The organism is Nocardioides potassii (assembly GCF_021648885.1).
Taxonomy (GTDB): Bacteria; Actinomycetota; Actinomycetes; order Propionibacteriales; family Nocardioidaceae; genus Nocardioides; species Nocardioides potassii.
The window spans coordinates 34,573-48,363 of record NZ_JAKJHZ010000003.1 but is presented as its reverse complement, the minus strand read 5'-3'; the positions used below and the strand labels follow the sequence as shown (position 1 = coordinate 48,363).

At 71.2% G+C, this 13,791-nt stretch carries 13 protein-coding genes; 3 read left to right on the top strand and 10 right to left on the bottom strand.

Annotation, left to right across the window (positions count from 1 at the left end; all coding sequences use genetic code 11):
• Window positions 1–349 precede the first annotated feature (349 nt).
• From L2K70_RS01720 to pdxH, 5 genes are all read right to left on the bottom strand, one after another.
• Entirely contained in the window at window positions 350–2,338 is a 1,989-nt protein-coding gene (locus L2K70_RS01720) for an ABC transporter ATP-binding protein (RefSeq protein ID WP_303645845.1), read from the bottom strand.
• Window positions 2,338–4,071: an ABC transporter ATP-binding protein gene (locus L2K70_RS01715; protein WP_236398093.1), complete on the bottom strand. Its 1,734-nt coding sequence runs from the start codon at window positions 4,069–4,071 to the stop codon at window positions 2,338–2,340. Before L2K70_RS01715 ends, L2K70_RS01720 begins: the two co-directional genes overlap by 1 nt.
• 20 nt (window positions 4,072–4,091) lie before the next feature.
• On the bottom strand, window positions 4,092–4,664 hold the full coding sequence (locus L2K70_RS01710) for a TetR/AcrR family transcriptional regulator (RefSeq protein WP_236398090.1): 573 nt from the start codon (window positions 4,662–4,664) through the stop codon (window positions 4,092–4,094).
• A 188-nt stretch (window positions 4,665–4,852) separates the two neighbouring features.
• Window positions 4,853–5,800 carry an ATP-binding protein gene (locus L2K70_RS01705; RefSeq protein ID WP_236398087.1) on the bottom strand — a complete coding sequence of 316 codons (948 nt, stop codon included), beginning with the start codon at window positions 5,798–5,800 and terminating at the stop codon, window positions 4,853–4,855.
• 71 nt (window positions 5,801–5,871) lie between these two features.
• Window positions 5,872–6,510 (bottom strand): pyridoxamine 5'-phosphate oxidase, encoded by a 639-nt coding sequence (gene pdxH / locus L2K70_RS01700; RefSeq protein ID WP_236398084.1) that lies wholly within the window; start codon window positions 6,508–6,510, stop codon window positions 5,872–5,874.
• A 58-nt stretch (window positions 6,511–6,568) separates the two neighbouring features.
• Between pdxH and L2K70_RS01695 the strand changes: the two genes are divergently transcribed.
• Window positions 6,569–7,672, top strand: a complete 1,104-nt coding sequence (locus tag L2K70_RS01695) for a citrate synthase 2 (RefSeq protein WP_236398082.1) — start codon at window positions 6,569–6,571, stop codon at window positions 7,670–7,672.
• Window positions 7,673–8,002: 330 nt separating this feature from the next.
• Here L2K70_RS01695 and L2K70_RS01690 read toward each other — a convergent pair whose 3' ends face one another.
• Genes L2K70_RS01690 through L2K70_RS01680 form a run of 3 tightly spaced genes read right to left on the bottom strand, consistent with a single transcriptional unit; the run spans window position 8,003 to window position 9,649 of the window.
• Window positions 8,003–8,380, bottom strand: coding sequence for a thiol-disulfide oxidoreductase DCC family protein (locus tag L2K70_RS01690; protein ID WP_236398080.1), 378 nt, complete (start codon window positions 8,378–8,380; stop codon window positions 8,003–8,005).
• Between the two features lie 9 nt (window positions 8,381–8,389).
• Complete coding sequence (locus tag L2K70_RS01685; RefSeq protein WP_236398078.1) at window positions 8,390–9,052, bottom strand: VldE C-terminal domain-containing protein; 663 nt, start codon at window positions 9,050–9,052, stop codon at window positions 8,390–8,392.
• A 51-nt stretch (window positions 9,053–9,103) separates the two neighbouring features.
• A complete protein-coding gene (locus L2K70_RS01680; RefSeq protein WP_236398075.1) occupies window positions 9,104–9,649 on the bottom strand; it encodes a GNAT family N-acetyltransferase in 546 nt (181 codons plus the stop codon).
• A 50-nt stretch (window positions 9,650–9,699) separates the two neighbouring features.
• On the opposite strand from L2K70_RS01680, the gene serC reads away from it, so the two are divergent.
• The gene (serC, locus tag L2K70_RS01675; RefSeq protein ID WP_236398072.1) at window positions 9,700–10,821 is read left to right on the top strand and encodes a phosphoserine transaminase; all 1,122 of its coding nucleotides are present in this window, start codon (window positions 9,700–9,702) and stop codon (window positions 10,819–10,821) included.
• A 10-nt stretch (window positions 10,822–10,831) separates the two neighbouring features.
• Here serC and L2K70_RS01670 read toward each other — a convergent pair whose 3' ends face one another.
• Both L2K70_RS01670 and L2K70_RS01665 read right to left on the bottom strand, forming a co-directional pair.
• The gene (locus L2K70_RS01670; protein ID WP_236398069.1) at window positions 10,832–11,827 is read right to left on the bottom strand and encodes a DNA topoisomerase IB; all 996 of its coding nucleotides are present in this window, start codon (window positions 11,825–11,827) and stop codon (window positions 10,832–10,834) included.
• Window positions 11,828–11,877: 50 nt separating this feature from the next.
• Window positions 11,878–13,182, bottom strand: coding sequence for a M4 family metallopeptidase (locus tag L2K70_RS01665; protein WP_236398066.1), 1,305 nt, complete (start codon window positions 13,180–13,182; stop codon window positions 11,878–11,880).
• Window positions 13,183–13,276: 94 nt separating this feature from the next.
• Between L2K70_RS01665 and L2K70_RS01660 the strand changes: the two genes are divergently transcribed.
• On the top strand, window positions 13,277–13,732 hold the full coding sequence (locus L2K70_RS01660; protein ID WP_236398063.1) for an SRPBCC family protein: 456 nt from the start codon (window positions 13,277–13,279) through the stop codon (window positions 13,730–13,732).
• The last annotated feature ends 59 nt before the right edge of the window (window positions 13,733–13,791 follow it).

Here is a 13,791-nt window from a genome sequence, read left to right as displayed (position 1 = left end):
GACGACCTCAACTCCGTACCCACGAGACCTGCGCCACAGCGGACGCACGACCCCGGACATGCAGCGACCCGCAGGGCTGCTGCTCCTCGGAAGGAGCCCCGGTGGATGACGCCGGGAGCCTGCGGGTCGGGTGGCTGCAGTGGATTCGCCGGCAGCTGTCGGCGGACCGGGCTGCCTAGCGGGCAGCCACCTCACTCATCCGAAAAGAATTCATTCTTCGGATCACCTCCCTTCTGTGTACGACCAACGTACGTCGTCACCGGGAGCCGCTCAACGGGATATCTGAGGACGTGAGGAACGAGTTCGGGTCCCGATCCCGTACGCCACGTCCTCAGGTACCGCGACGAGGTCAGGCGACGGGCTCCTCCACCGGCGACTCGAACTGGGAGCGGTAGAGCCGGGCGTACGCGCCACCCTCCGACAGCAGCTCCTCGTGCGAGCCCTGCTCCACGATCGAGCCGTCCTCCATGACGAGGATCAGGTCGGCGTCGCGGATCGTCGAGAGCCGGTGCGCGATCACGAACGACGTACGGTCCGAGCGCAGCGCCGCCATCGCCTGCTGGAGCAGCAGCTCGGTGCGGGTGTCGACCGACGAGGTGGCCTCGTCGAGGATCAGCAGGGCCGGGTCGGACAGGAAGGCCCGGGCGATCGTGACCAGCTGGCGCTCGCCCGCCGACAGGTTGGAGCCGTCCTCGTCGATGACGGTGTCGTAGCCGTCGGGCAGGGAGTGGACGAACCGGTCGACGAAGGTCGCCCGGGCGGCCTCGAGGATCTGCTCCTCGGTGGCTCCCGGCCGGCCGTAGGCGATGTTGTCGCGGATCGTGCCGGCGAAGAGCCAGGTGTCCTGGAGGACCATCCCGATCCGGCTGCGCAGCACGCCGCGCGGGATGGAGGCGATGTCGACGCCGTCGATGAGGATCCGGCCCGCCTGCGGGTCGTAGAACCGCATCACCAGGTTGACCATCGTCGTCTTGCCGGCGCCCGTCGGGCCGACGATCGCGACCGTGCTGCCCGGCTCGGCGGTCAGCGTCAGGTGCTCGATCAGACGACGCTCGGGGTCGTAGGAGAACGACACGTCCTCGAACCGCACCTCGCCGCGGGCGTCTGCCGCCGCGGCCGGGCGACCGATCTCCTCGGCCGGCTCCTCCTCGGCGTCGAGCAGCTCGAAGACCCGCTCGGCGGACGCCACGCCCGACTGCAGCAGGTTGATCATGGAGGCGACCTGCGTGAGCGGCTGGGTGAACTGGCGGGAGTACTGGATGAACGCCTGCACGTCGCCGAGCGACATCGTGCCGCTGGCGACCCGGAGGCCACCGAGGACCGCGATGACGACGTAGTTGAGGTTCCCGACGAACATCATGATCGGCATGATCAGCCCGCTCACGAACTGGGCGCCGTACGACGCCTCGTAGAGCTCGTCGTTCTGCTGGGCGAAGACCCGCTCGGCCTCCGCCTGGCGCCCGAAGACCTTGACGATCGAGTGGCCGGAGAAGGTCTCCTCGATGTGGGCGTTGAGGGTGCCGGTGCGCCGCCACTGCTGGATGAACATCCCCTGCGAGCGCTTCATCACCGCACCCGTGACGACCATCGAGATCGGCACGGAGACCAGGGCGACCAGCGCCAGCAGCGGTGAGATGTAAAACATCATCACCAGCACCGCGACGACGGTCAGCAGCGAGTTGAGCAGCTGGCTCATCGTCTGCTGGAGCGTCTGGCTGACGTTGTCGATGTCGTTGGTGACGCGGCTCAGCAGCTCGCCGCGCGGCTGCTTGTCGAAGTAGCCCAGCGGGAGCCGGTGGACCTTGTCCTCGACCTCCGAGCGCATCCGCAGGACCGTGCCCTGGACGACGTCGTTGAGCAGGTAGCCGCCGAGCCACGCCAGCAGCGACGCCGCGACGTAGACCGCGAGCACGAGGAGCAGCACGTCGGCGACGGCGGAGAAGTCCACCCCGTCGGTGAGCTTCATCGACGCGAGCATGTCGGCCTGCTTGGTCTCGCCCTGCGCCCGCAGCGCCTCGATCGCCTGCTCCTGCGTCGCGCCGCTCCCCAGCACGTCGCGACCGATCAGGCCGGCGAAAATGAGGTCGGTCGCGCGGCCGAGGATCTTGGGGCCGATCGCCGTGGCGACGACGCTGACCAGCGTCAGGACGAGGACGGCGTACGTCTTGTGGCGCTCGGGGCGCAGCCGGGCGAAGAGCCGCTTGAGCGAGGGCCAGAAGGTGTCGGCCTTCTGGCCGATCATCCCGCCGCCCATCGGGCCACGACCGGGTCCGGGGCCGGCCTGGATGCGCTCGGTCTCCTTGAGGGTGCCGGGCTTGGCGGGTGCGTCGGTGCTCATCAGGCCACCTCTTCCGCTGTGAGCTGGGACTGGACGATCTCCTGGTAGGTGCCGCACGTGGCGAGCAGCTCGTCGTGGGTGCCGGTGCCGACGACGGCCCCGTCCTCCATCACGACGATGCGGTCGGCGTGGCGGATGGTCGCGACGCGCTGCGCCACGATCACCACCGTCGCGTCGCGGGTCACCGGCCTGAGGGCCGCCCGCAGGCGGGCGTCGGTGGTGAGGTCGAGCGCGGAGAAGGAGTCGTCGAACAGGTAGATGTCCGGACGCCGGATCACCGCCCGCGCGATCGCCATCCGCTGGCGCTGCCCGCCACTCAGGTTGGACCCGCCCTGGGCGATCTCGGCGTCGAGGCCGTCGGGCATCGCCTCGACGAAGTCCCTCGCCTGCGCGATCTCGAGGGCCTCCCACATCTCGTCCTCGGTCGCGTCCGGCCGGCCGTAGCGCAGGTTGTCGGCGACGGTGCCGCGGAAGAGGAAGGCCTTCTGCGGCACCAGGCCCAGCCTCGACCACAGCACCTCGGGGTCGATCTCACGCACGTCCACCCCTCCGACGCGGACCGCGCCGCCGGTGGCGTCGAAGAGCCTCGGCACGAGGTTGACGAGGGTCGACTTGCCGGCGCCGGTCGACCCGATGATCGCGACGGTCTCGCCCGGGCTCGCCGCCAGCGACACCGAGCGCAGCACGGGCTCGTCGGCGCCGGGGTAGGCGAAGGTGACGCCGTCGAGCGCGAGGTCCACGCGCCCGGGCAGGTCGGTCACCGGGTCGGCCGGCGGTACGACGGACGAGTCGGTGTCGAGCACCTCGCCGATGCGGTCGGCGCAGACGGACGCGCGCGGCACCATCATCAGCATGAACATCGCCATCATCACGGACATGACGATCTGCATCAGGTAGGAGATGTAGGCCGTCAGCGCGCCGACCTCCATGTGGCCGTTCTCGACGCGGTGCCCGCCGAACCAGAGCACGCCGACGGTCGCCACGTTGGCCACCACCATCACCGTCGGGAACATCGCGGCCTGCCACCGGCCGGCGCGGACCGCGACCTCGGTGAGCTGGGCGTTGGCGTCGGCGAACCGGGTCGTCTCGTGCTCCTCGCGGACGAACGCCCGCACCACGCGCACGCCGGTGATCTGCTCGCGCAGCAGCCGGTTGACCTCGTCGATGCGCTCCTGCATCAAGCGGAAGTTCGGCACCATCCTGCGCACGATCAGGCCGATCGAGACGCCGAGCACGGGGACGACGGCGAGGACCAGCCACGACAGGCCGACGTCTTCACGGGCGGCCATGATGATGCCGCCGACCATCATGATCGGGGCGGCAACCAGGAGGGTGCCGGCCATCAGGACGAGCATCTGCACCTGCTGGACGTCGTTGGTCTCGCGAGTGATCAGCGACGGCGCCCCGAACTGCTGCACCTCGCGCGCGCTGAAGGTCCCGACGCGGTGGAAGATCGCGGCGCGGAGGTCACGGCCGAAGCCCATCGCGTTGCGCGCGGAGAACCAGACGGCGATGACCGAGCAGATGATCTGCACGAGCGAGACAGCCAGCATCAGTCCGCCGTGGCGGACGATGTAGCCCGTGTCGCCGGTGACGACACCCTTGTCGATGATGTCGGCGTTGAGGCTCGGCAGGTAGAGAGCGGCCATCGTGCCGACGAACTGGAGCGCGACGACGGCGGCCAGCGGTGCGGCGTACGGCCGGAGGTAGGTGCGGACGAGGCGGAGCAGCATGCAGGACCTTCTTGTCTCTCTTACTTCTTCTTGAGTACGCCGTTGAGGACGGTGTCGACGATGTCCGGGGCGCTGAGCGGGTTGCCGTCGGAGATGTGGGGATGGGTGCCGGAGAACGTCAGCAGCCGGACCATGTGCATCAGCTGGCTCGGCGGCACCCGCAGGGAGTCGCGGTGCGGCTCGGCCAGGCCGACGAGGATCGCCGCGACCCGCTCGCGCTCGGCCTCCATGTGGCGCCGTGCCTTGGGCGGACCGACCATGCCCATCCGGGTCATCAGCTGGAAGACCCGGGCGAAGCGCCGCTGGAACAGCTCGACCACCTCGAGCAGCATCGCGCCGAGCTCCTGGTCGGGGTCGACCTGCAGCAGCTGGGCGATGAACGGGTCGAGGTCCAGCGCGTGCTCGAGGGACGCCTGCACGAGCTCGTCCTTGGAGTCGAAGACCCGGAAGATCGTGCCCTCCGCGACGCCGGCCGCGTCGGCGATCTGCTTGGTCGTGACGGTGCGCCCGTGCTCAAGAAGCAGCGGGACCGTGGCGTCGACGAGGGCGGCCCGGCGGTCGTCGGGCGAGAGCGGCTTGGCGCGAGGTGGCACGTCGAACAGCGTATGTGAGTGAGCACTCACTCACAACCACTTTCGCGATCGCCGCGGCGCTGGGCCTCCCGGGGTCGACCACAGGGAAGGCAGTTCGAGCCGACACGACGTACAGGCACGCTCGGCTCGGCTGATCGACGGCCGAACTGCCTTCACGATGGTCGCTGGGCAGGTGACTGCGTGCGGGATCAGGCGTGCTGTGCCCAGGCCGGCCACGGCACGGGCGCGGCCTCGTGCGTCGTCTGGCCGAGCACCTCGTGCGTCATCCACGCGCGGAGCGCCCGCAGCTCGGGCGACGAGGCCAGCGTCAGCAGTCGGCCCTCCTCGCAGAGCGCGTCGGCCCGCGTCACCGCGTCCTGCAGCCGGACGACCATGTCCCCGAGCTCACGCGGCATGGCCATCTCGATGTCGACCGAGCTCCGGCCCTCCGCACGCGCGCGCTCGGCCGCGCGGCGTCCGGTGAGGCGGGCATGCGTCGGTGAGACGAGGAGGCCGCGGATCTCCTCGGCGAGCGCAGCAGACCCGTCGTTGCCCTCGTCGAGCGACAGCAGCTGCAGCTCGCGCACCAGCTCGTCGAGGTGGCTGTCCTGCTGGAGGCTCAGCTCGACCGGGCAGTCGACGAGGCGGACGAGGGCCCAGCCGGGAGGCAGCGTGACCGGTACGTCGTCCACGTCCGGGACACCGACCGGGTCCGCCACCTCGGCAGCCGCCAGGCCGACCTCGGGATCCGTCAGCTCGGCCCACACACGCTTGCCGACAGCGGTCGGGGCGACCCCCCACTGCGCGGCGATCATCGCGACGATCGCCAGCCCGCGACCGGTGGCGTCGAGGCCCGGCCACTCGACGTCAGCCCGCACGCGCGGACGTACGGCGTCCACGGGGATCGGCCCGTCGTCCTCGACGGCGATCCGGACCCCGGACGACTGCCCGGCGCGCTCGAGGGTGACGCTCATGAAGGCTGCGGCCGCGTGCAGCGCGGCGTTGCTCGACAGCTCGCTGGTCACGAGCTCGGCGGCCTCGACGAGGTCGACCTCGCCCCACGCGGTCAGCCCGTCCACGACGAAACGGCGAGCGGCGGGCACGCTGGCGGCGTCGGCGGCCAGGCGCACCTGCAACCTGCCGGGTGCCTCCTGCATGGACCGGAGGGTAACGCCCGCGGATCACCGGTGGTGAGCGGATTTCGGCAGGGTTCACCTCAGGACATCGACTACGGCGCGAGTCGTTCCACGGTCCACCCGTCCCCCGAGCGTCGGTAGACGAGGCGGTCGTGCATCCGGCTGGGGCGGCCCTGCCAGAGCTCGACGACGTCCGGGCGCACGCGGTAGCCACCCCACTCGGGCGGCACCGGCACCTCGCCGTCAGCGCCGAACCTCTCCTGCGCGGCGGCGTACGCTGCGGCTAGGTCGGCGCGCGAGGCCACCGGGCGGGACTGGGCCGAGGCCCACGCACCCAGCTGGGCACCACGCGGGCGGGAGTGGAAGTAGGCCTCGACCTCGTCGTCGGCCAGCACCGACGCGACGCCCTCCACGCGCACCTGGCGCTCGAGCGGGTGCCACGGGAACAGCAGCGCACACTGCGGGTTCGCCGCGAGCTCGCCGCCCTTGCGCGAGGACTGGTTGGTGAAGAAGACGAAACCGTCCGGGCCGACACCCTTCAGCAGCACCATCCGGCTCGACGGCCGCCCGTCCGGCGTGGCGGTCGCGAGGACCATCGCGTTGGGCTCGTGGACGCCCGCGTCGACGGCCTGCTGCAGCCACCGCTCGAACATCTCGATCGGGTCGTCGGCCAGGTCAGGCAGGTCGAGGCCGCCGCGGCCGTACTCCTCGCGCAGTCCGGAGAGGTCCATAGCCGCGAGGGTAGACGCCGGGTGCACAATGAGCCGTTCCGGGAACCGAAGGAGTCGCATGACCGAGATCCACCACGGCCTCGAGGGTGTCGTCGCGTTCGAGACGCAGATCGCCGAGCCCGACAAGGAGGGGTCCGCGCTCCGCTACCGCGGCGTCGACATCGAGGAGCTCGTCGGGCGGGTGCCCTTCGAGAACGTCTGGGGCCTCCTGGTCGACGGTTCCTACACCCCCGGCCTGCCGCCGGCCGAGCCCTACAACATCTCGATCCACACCGGCGACGTCCGCGCGGACGTCCAGGCCGCGGTCGCGATGCTCGCGCCGATGCTCGGCATGGGCCAGACCTACGACATCTCCGACGAGCAGGCCCGCCTCGACCTGTCCCGCGTCGCCGTCATGGTGCTGTCGTACGCCGCCCAGTCGGCGCGGGGCCTCGGCAAGCCGGTCGTGACGCAGGCGGAGGTCGACCAGGGTGCGAGCCTCGCCGAGAGGTTCCTGATCCGCTGGCGCGGCGAGGCGGATCCCAAGCACGCCCACGCCATCGACGCCTACTGGTCCTCGGCCGCCGAGCACGGCATGAACGCCTCCACCTTCACCGCGCGGGTCATCACCTCGACCGGCGCCGACGTGGCGGCCGCCTTCTCGGGCGCGATCGGCGCGATGTCCGGGCCGCTGCACGGTGGCGCTCCCTCGCGCGTGCTCGGGATGATCGAGGAGGTCGAGAAGCGCGACGGCGACGCGACGTCCTACGTCAAGGAGCTGCTCGACAGCGGCGAGCGGCTGATGGGCTTCGGGCACCGCGTCTACCGCGCCGAGGACCCGCGCGCCCGCGTGCTGCGCCGCACGGCCAAGGAGCTCGACGCGCCGCGCTACGAGGTCGCCGAGGCGCTCGAGAAGGCCGCCCTCGCCGAGCTCCGCGAGCGGCGGCCCGACCGCGTGCTGGAGACCAACGTGGAGTTCTGGGCGGCGATCGTCCTCGACTTCGCCGAGGTGCCGGCGCACATGTTCACCTCGATGTTCACCTGCGCCCGCACCGGCGGGTGGTCGGCGCACATCCTCGAGCAGAAGACCACCGGCCGCTTGATCCGCCCGTCCGCCGTCTACGCCGGCCCGGGCGCCCGTCCCGCGACCGACGTCGAGGGCTGGGACGACGCCTGGGGCTGAGCAGTCTCATCGTCGGTTGAGGTGTGAGGAGCGCCAGCGACGAGCCTCGAAACCGCTCGCAGATGACTGGTTTCGAGGCTCGCTGCGCTCGCACCTCAACCAGCGGTGGGGAGGCTGCGCTCGCACCTCAACCAGCGGTGGGGAGGCTGCGCTCGCACCTCAACCAGCGGTGGGGAGGCTGCGCTCGCACCTCAACCAGCGGTGGGGAGGCTGCGCTCGCACCTCAACCAGCGGTGGAGAGGCTGCGCTCGCACCTCAACCAGCGGTGGAGAGGCTGCGCTCGCACCTCAACCAGCGGTGGGGAGGCTGCGCTCGCACCTCGACCAGCGATCAGTCGGGCAGCGCGCAGGCGGCGGTGCCGCCGGGCAGACGTGACCGGTTGGCCGCGACCCAGTGGTAGGCCCGGCGCGCGACCGGGTCGACCAGCGGGGTGGTCATGACCCGACCCACGACCCGCCAGGGCAGCGGACCGGTGCGCAGGATCGCAGCGAAGGCGCGGTGGCCGTAGTCGACCCGGCCGTCGGGGTGGACGTAGGGCATCTCGACCTGGGCCCGGTCCGCGTCGACGCCGAGCGCGTCGAGGTCGACCGCCTGGATGGTCGAGGCGTCGATGTCGACCCCCAGCCTCGGCACGACGGCCGCCGTACGCATGCAGAAGCCGCAGTCGGCGTCGTTGAGCATGACTCCTCGCTCGCGGGTCTGCTCCATGTACCCAGCCTACGTCGGCGGTGGGACCGCGACCGGCGCCTGGACGGCGTACCAGGAGGTCAGGCCCTTGGCTCCCTGACGGGTCAATGAGATGTGCACGTGGTCGCGGTGCCGCAGGGTCGGCGAGCGGGTCCGCCGGTTCCTGCACCCCGAGCTGAGGTAGCGCTTGGGGACGAAGTGGTCGTAGGAGGCGTACATCGTGTCGTCCCAGATGACGTACATGATGCCCATCCGGCGCGCGAGCGCGGCGGGCTCACCGGTGTCGTCGGGGGCGAACAGCTCGTCCAGCAGCGCGTGCGCGAGCGCCTGGTCGGTCTCGCTGGTCGCGTCGAGCAGCCAGTCGAAGGCTCGCGACTCCTTGTGCTCGCTCGTGCTCGACCCGGCACATGCCCGGAAGATCGGGCCGTAGCCGCCGCCGCGGGCGACCAGCCAGTCGGCGAGCATCAGCACGCCGGCCTTGGGGTTGCGACGGCACGTCGTCTGCGGCTGGTAGCCGGCGTACGGCTCCACCGGCATGAGGTACGGCGCCGAGCTGGTGACGATGCCGCGGGTCGACGTCGTGCCCTCGCCCGCCGACGCCGAGGCCGTGGCGGCCAGCGGGGTCGCCAGCAGCGCAAGGGTCAGTACCGGACGGACCAGGCCCCTTGCCCCTCCCCACGACAGTCGGCGCACGCCGCGACGTTAGGTCGGTGACAGGAGGTGCGTCCGGGGTTCGAGTGAAGATCACGCGTGTAGTTCGAGCCGGCGGCCGAAGGTCCGGCTGAGGGGCGCACCGGCGTAGTAGCCGAAGGCCGGCACGGGCTCGTAGCCGCAGGCGAGGTAGAGGGCGATCGCCTCGGGCTGCTTCAGCCCGGTCTCGAGCACCAACGCCTCGAGACCGGCCGCGGCGGCGGTCGTCTCGAGGTGGGCGAGCATGCGCCGGGCGTGCCCGCGACGTTGCGCGGCAGGGACGACGTACATCCGCTTGATCTCCGCGGTGCGGCTGGTGCCGAGGGCCTCGACGCTGCTGCGACGCCACGCCCCTGTCGCCACGGGTTCCTCGCCGAGGTAGCCGACGAAGAACTGCCCGCGCGGGTCCTCGAAGTCGGCCGGGTCGATGGGCGACTCGTCGCGACCGCCGTAGCGGACGACGTACTCCCCCTGCACGGCCTCGACGAGGAGCATCGCATCGGGGTGCGTGATCGCGACCCGCTCGATGCGCAGGTCGGTGTCCATCGTGCGTCCCCCGTCGTGCGTCGTGTGTCGGCGGATGTCAGGATAGGGACTCATCTGACAGCGTCGTCAGGGCCCACCGTCCACCGCACGTGAGGTTCCCCTTCATGACCGACGCCCTCGAGATCCCTGCCGACCTGCTGCCCGCCGACGGCCGCTTCGGAGCGGGTCCGTCGAAGATCCAGACCAGCCACCTCGACGCCCTCGCCGCGACCGGTGACACGCTCATGGGCACGTCCCACCGTCAGGCGCCGGTCAAGAACACGGTGGGCCGGGTCCGCGAGGGCCTCGCCGCGCTGTTCGACCTGCCCGACGGCTACGAGGTCGTGCTCGGCAACGGCGGCGCGACCGCGTTCTGGGACATCGCCTGCTTCGGGCTCGTCCGGGAGAAGAGCCAGCACCTGGCCTTCGGCGAGTTCTCCTCCAAGTTCGCGACGTCGGCCAAGAAGGCACCGTGGCTGGCCGACCCCACCGTCATCTCGAGCGACCCCGGCTCGCGTCCCGAGGCCGTCGCCGAGGAGGGCGTCGACGCCTACGCCTGGGCGCACAACGAGACCTCGACCGCGGTCATGGCGCCCGTACGGCGCCCCGACGGCGTGGCGGACGACGCGATCGTGCTCGTCGACGCGACGTCCGGCGCCGGCGGCCTGCCGGTCGACCTCGCCGAGGTCGACGCCTACTACTTCGCGCCGCAGAAGTGCTTCGCCTCCGACGGCGGGCTCTGGGTCGCGCTGATGTCGCCGCGCGCCCTCGCGCGCGCCGAGGAGATCGCCTCGAGCGATCGCTACATCCCGCCGTTCTTCGACCTGCCGACGGCCATCGACAACTCCTCGAAGAACCAGACCTACAACACCCCGTCGGTCGCGACGCTCTTCCTGATGGCCGAGCAGCTCGACTGGATGAACGCCCAGGGCGGGCTGAAGGGGATGGTCGAGCGGACCACCGCGTCGTCCGACGCGCTGTACGGCTGGGCCGAGCGGACGTCCTACACGACCCCCTACGTGACGGAGCCCGCCGACCGGTCGCTCGTCATCGGCACGATCGACTTCGACGACGAGATCGACGCGGCGAGGATCGCGGCCGTGCTGCGCGCCAACGGCGTGGTCGACACCGAGCCCTACCGCAAGCTCGGTCGCAACCAGCTGCGGATCGCGATGTACCCGGCGATCGACCCGGCCGACGTGGAGAAGCTCACCGGCGCGATCGACTTCGTCGTCGAGAACCTCTGACCACCGCGCGTCAGGCCGCGAGGAGCTTGAGCACGGCGCGCTCGAGCGCCGCCTGGCGCGCGTCGGCGGTGTCGTACGCCGCGCGCACCTTGATCGTGCGGCCGCGCTCGTAGGCCTCCACGACCCGCGGGTCGACGTACGACGTCCGCGCGAGGGTCGGGGTGTTCCCGAGGAACTCCGAGACCTCCTTCATCGCCGAGGAGACCGCCCGTTTGCGCGAGGCCTTGGTCTCGCCGGGCTCGTCGGTCTCGGCCAGCGCCGCCGCCGCGATGACGGTGGCGTGCCAGGTGCGGAAGTCCTTGGCGGTCGCGTCGATGCCGAAGCACGTGCGGATGTAGGCGTTGACGTCGCTCGCCCCGATGTCGCGCCAGGTCGAGCCGTCCTTCCACGCGAGCAGCTCCTCACCACCGCCGCGCCGCTTGCGCATGACCTGGAGCGCCTCGATGGCAGCCTTGTCGTCGATGTCGATGGTGTGCTCGACGCCCGACTTGCCGACGAAGCAGAACCGCAGGGCGTCGCCGTGCTTCGACACGTGGTCCTTGCGCATCGTGGTGAGGCCGAAGGAGCCGTTGGTGTCGGTGTAGACGTCGTTGCCGATGCGGAAGTAGCCGAGGTCGAGCAGGCGTACGGCGACCGCGCACGCCCGCTCGAGCGACATGGTCTCGGCGCCGATGTCGGCCAGCACCCGCTCGCGCGCCTTCGACAGCGCCTTGCCGAAGCCGAGGATCCGGTCGAACTTCGCAGCGTCGCGGCTCGCGCGCCACTGCGGGTGGTAGAGGTACTGCTTGCGTCCGGCGTCGTCCGTGCCGACGGCCTGGAGGTGGCCGTTGGGGTAGGGCGTGATCCACACGTCGCGCCAGGCCGGCGGGATGACGAGGTCCTTGCACCGCTGGACCTGCTCGGCGTCGAGACGCCCGCCGTGCTCGTCGAGGTAGGTGAAGCCCTTGCCCGACTTCCGCCGGGTCCAGCCCGGCTGGTCGGGGAACGTTCGCCGCAGTCGGGGCATGCCGCAGAACCTACTGCGCCGCCGGTGGCGGCTGGTCACCCCCAAGTAGGTCAGGGGCTCGCGTCGCCCGTCGCCCCTGAGCCGATGACCCGCTCAGCGAGCTCGGCCTGACGGGCGGTCAGGAGGTGCTCCGGGACGCGCACGGGCTCGGCGCCGTCGACGGTGAACGTGTAGACGTACATGTCGGGCCGCGGCGGGTCCGTCGTGGAGGCCCCGGACAGCGACGCCTCGGCGACGAGGCCGCGCAGGTCGTCGTCCAGGTCGACCTCGACCGCCTCGCTCCGACCGATGAACCCACCGCTGCGCTCGACGCGCAGCCGGCCGCCCCCGCCCGACGCGGGCGATCCCGCAAGGGGCTCGACGCCCACCTGGGCCCACGCCTCGCGCACCGCGTCGGCGTGCGTGCCGGCCGCGGCGATCGTGGCGGCGGCGAAGGTCGCGAAGTCGGCGTCCTCCGGCACCGAGCCGCCGACGAGGGCGTCGTACCAGATCCGGCCGGCGCCCTCGATCGCCGTGCCACCGACGGCGACGGCGGCCAGCTGGAACGCCTTGTTGGGGATGCCGGAGTTGAGGTGGACGCCGCCGTTGTCGTCGGTGGTCTCGACGTAGTCGTCCATGTGGCCGACCTGCGGGTCGGCCCCGAGCTGGGGGTCGTCGTAGGCCGTCCCCGGGGCCGCCATGTCGCGCAGTGCGCGCGCCCGCACCGACGAGGTGAAGATGCCCTCGCCGATCAGCCAGTCGCCGTCCGCGGCGTCCTGGCCGAGCAGGCGCTGCTTGAGGCAGGAGGCGAAGACGTCGGCGACCGACTCGTTGAGAGCCCCCGACTGACCCAGGTAGACCAGGCCGGCGGTGTGCTCGACCACGCCGTGGGAGAACTCGTGGGCCAGCACGTCGACCGGCTTGGTGAAGCGCTCGAAGACCTTTCCGTCGCCGTCACCGAAGACGAGCTGGGCGCCGTCCCAGAACGCGTTGTTGTAGCGCGAGCCGTAGTGGACGGTCAGGCTCACGGGCGCTCCCTCGTCGTCGTACGAGCTGCGGGCGAGCACCTCGGCGAACATCGCGAGAGTGGCCTCGATCCCCGTCGCCGCCTCGTCGACGGCGACGTCGCCCGCCTCCGCGTCGCCGGCGCTGCGGACCGCCTCACCGGGGAGCGTCGTGGTGGAGCCGGCGTCGTGCACCGTCCAGGCCGGCCCGTCGGTGACGGCGACCCGCGCCGCGGTCCTCGCCTCCACGCCTCGGCGCGTGCGCAGCGCCTCGTCGAGCGCGGCTCGCTTGGCGCCGTCGACCCGCTCGGCGAGCCAGGGCGGGATGAAGGTGCAGTGGACGGTGGTGGGCGCCGGTTCCCGAGAGGTCATGCCACAGGTCTACCCCGCGGGTCCGACAAGCGGAAGCGCGGATGAAGCACGGTGTCCCGGGTACGGGCAGGGTCCTGCGACGGAGGGAGCACCCATGCCGACGATCGACCGCACGATCACCGTGCCGGGCGGGGCCGAGGAGGTCTTCGCCTACCTGTCGGACTTCACGACCACCGAGGAGTGGGACCCGCCCACCCAGACGACCGACCTCGTGTCGGGCGACGGAGGCGTCGGCACCCGCTACCGCAACGTGTCGAAGTTCCTCGGCAGGGAGACCGAGACGGTCTACACGGTGGTGACCCTGGACGCGCCGCGTCGGCTCGAGCTGGAGGGCGACGCGTCGTCCATGCGCCTGCACGACACCATCACGGTGGAGCAGAAGGGCGACGACGTGCAGGTGAGCTACCGCGCCGAGTTCCACCCCGAGGGTGCGGCCAGGCTGGCGACGCCGCTGCTTCCGCCGGCGCTCAAGGCGCTCGGTGACGCGGCCGCCGAGCAGATGGAGGAGTGCCTGCGACGCCTCCCGGGAGCGAGCGCGCGGGCCTCGTAGGGCGCCGCGACGAATCAGCGTTTCGCGCCTGCGGCACTAGACTTTCGACGCTGCGGCCG

What these genes read in the sequence shown, in the direction of transcription:
- L2K70_RS01720 (WP_303645845.1), bottom strand. Translation starts at nt 2,338, where the DNA reads ATGAGCACCGACGCACCCGCCAAGCCCGGCACCCTCAAGGAGACCGAG.
- L2K70_RS01715 (WP_236398093.1), bottom strand. Translation starts at nt 4,071, where the DNA reads ATGCTGCTCCGCCTCGTCCGCACCTACCTCCGGCCGTACGCCGCACCG.
- L2K70_RS01705 (WP_236398087.1), bottom strand. Translation starts at nt 5,800, where the DNA reads ATGCAGGAGGCACCCGGCAGGTTGCAGGTGCGCCTGGCCGCCGACGCC.
- pdxH (WP_236398084.1), bottom strand. Translation starts at nt 6,510, where the DNA reads ATGGACCTCTCCGGACTGCGCGAGGAGTACGGCCGCGGCGGCCTCGAC.
- L2K70_RS01695 (WP_236398082.1), top strand. Translation starts at nt 6,569, where the DNA reads ATGACCGAGATCCACCACGGCCTCGAGGGTGTCGTCGCGTTCGAGACG.
- L2K70_RS01690 (WP_236398080.1), bottom strand. Translation starts at nt 8,380, where the DNA reads ATGGAGCAGACCCGCGAGCGAGGAGTCATGCTCAACGACGCCGACTGC.
- L2K70_RS01680 (WP_236398075.1), bottom strand. Translation starts at nt 9,649, where the DNA reads ATGAGTCCCTATCCTGACATCCGCCGACACACGACGCACGACGGGGGA.
- serC (WP_236398072.1), top strand. Translation starts at nt 9,700, where the DNA reads ATGACCGACGCCCTCGAGATCCCTGCCGACCTGCTGCCCGCCGACGGC.
- L2K70_RS01670 (WP_236398069.1), bottom strand. Translation starts at nt 11,827, where the DNA reads ATGCCCCGACTGCGGCGAACGTTCCCCGACCAGCCGGGCTGGACCCGG.
- L2K70_RS01665 (WP_236398066.1), bottom strand. Translation starts at nt 13,182, where the DNA reads ATGACCTCTCGGGAACCGGCGCCCACCACCGTCCACTGCACCTTCATC.
- L2K70_RS01660 (WP_236398063.1), top strand. Translation starts at nt 13,277, where the DNA reads ATGCCGACGATCGACCGCACGATCACCGTGCCGGGCGGGGCCGAGGAG.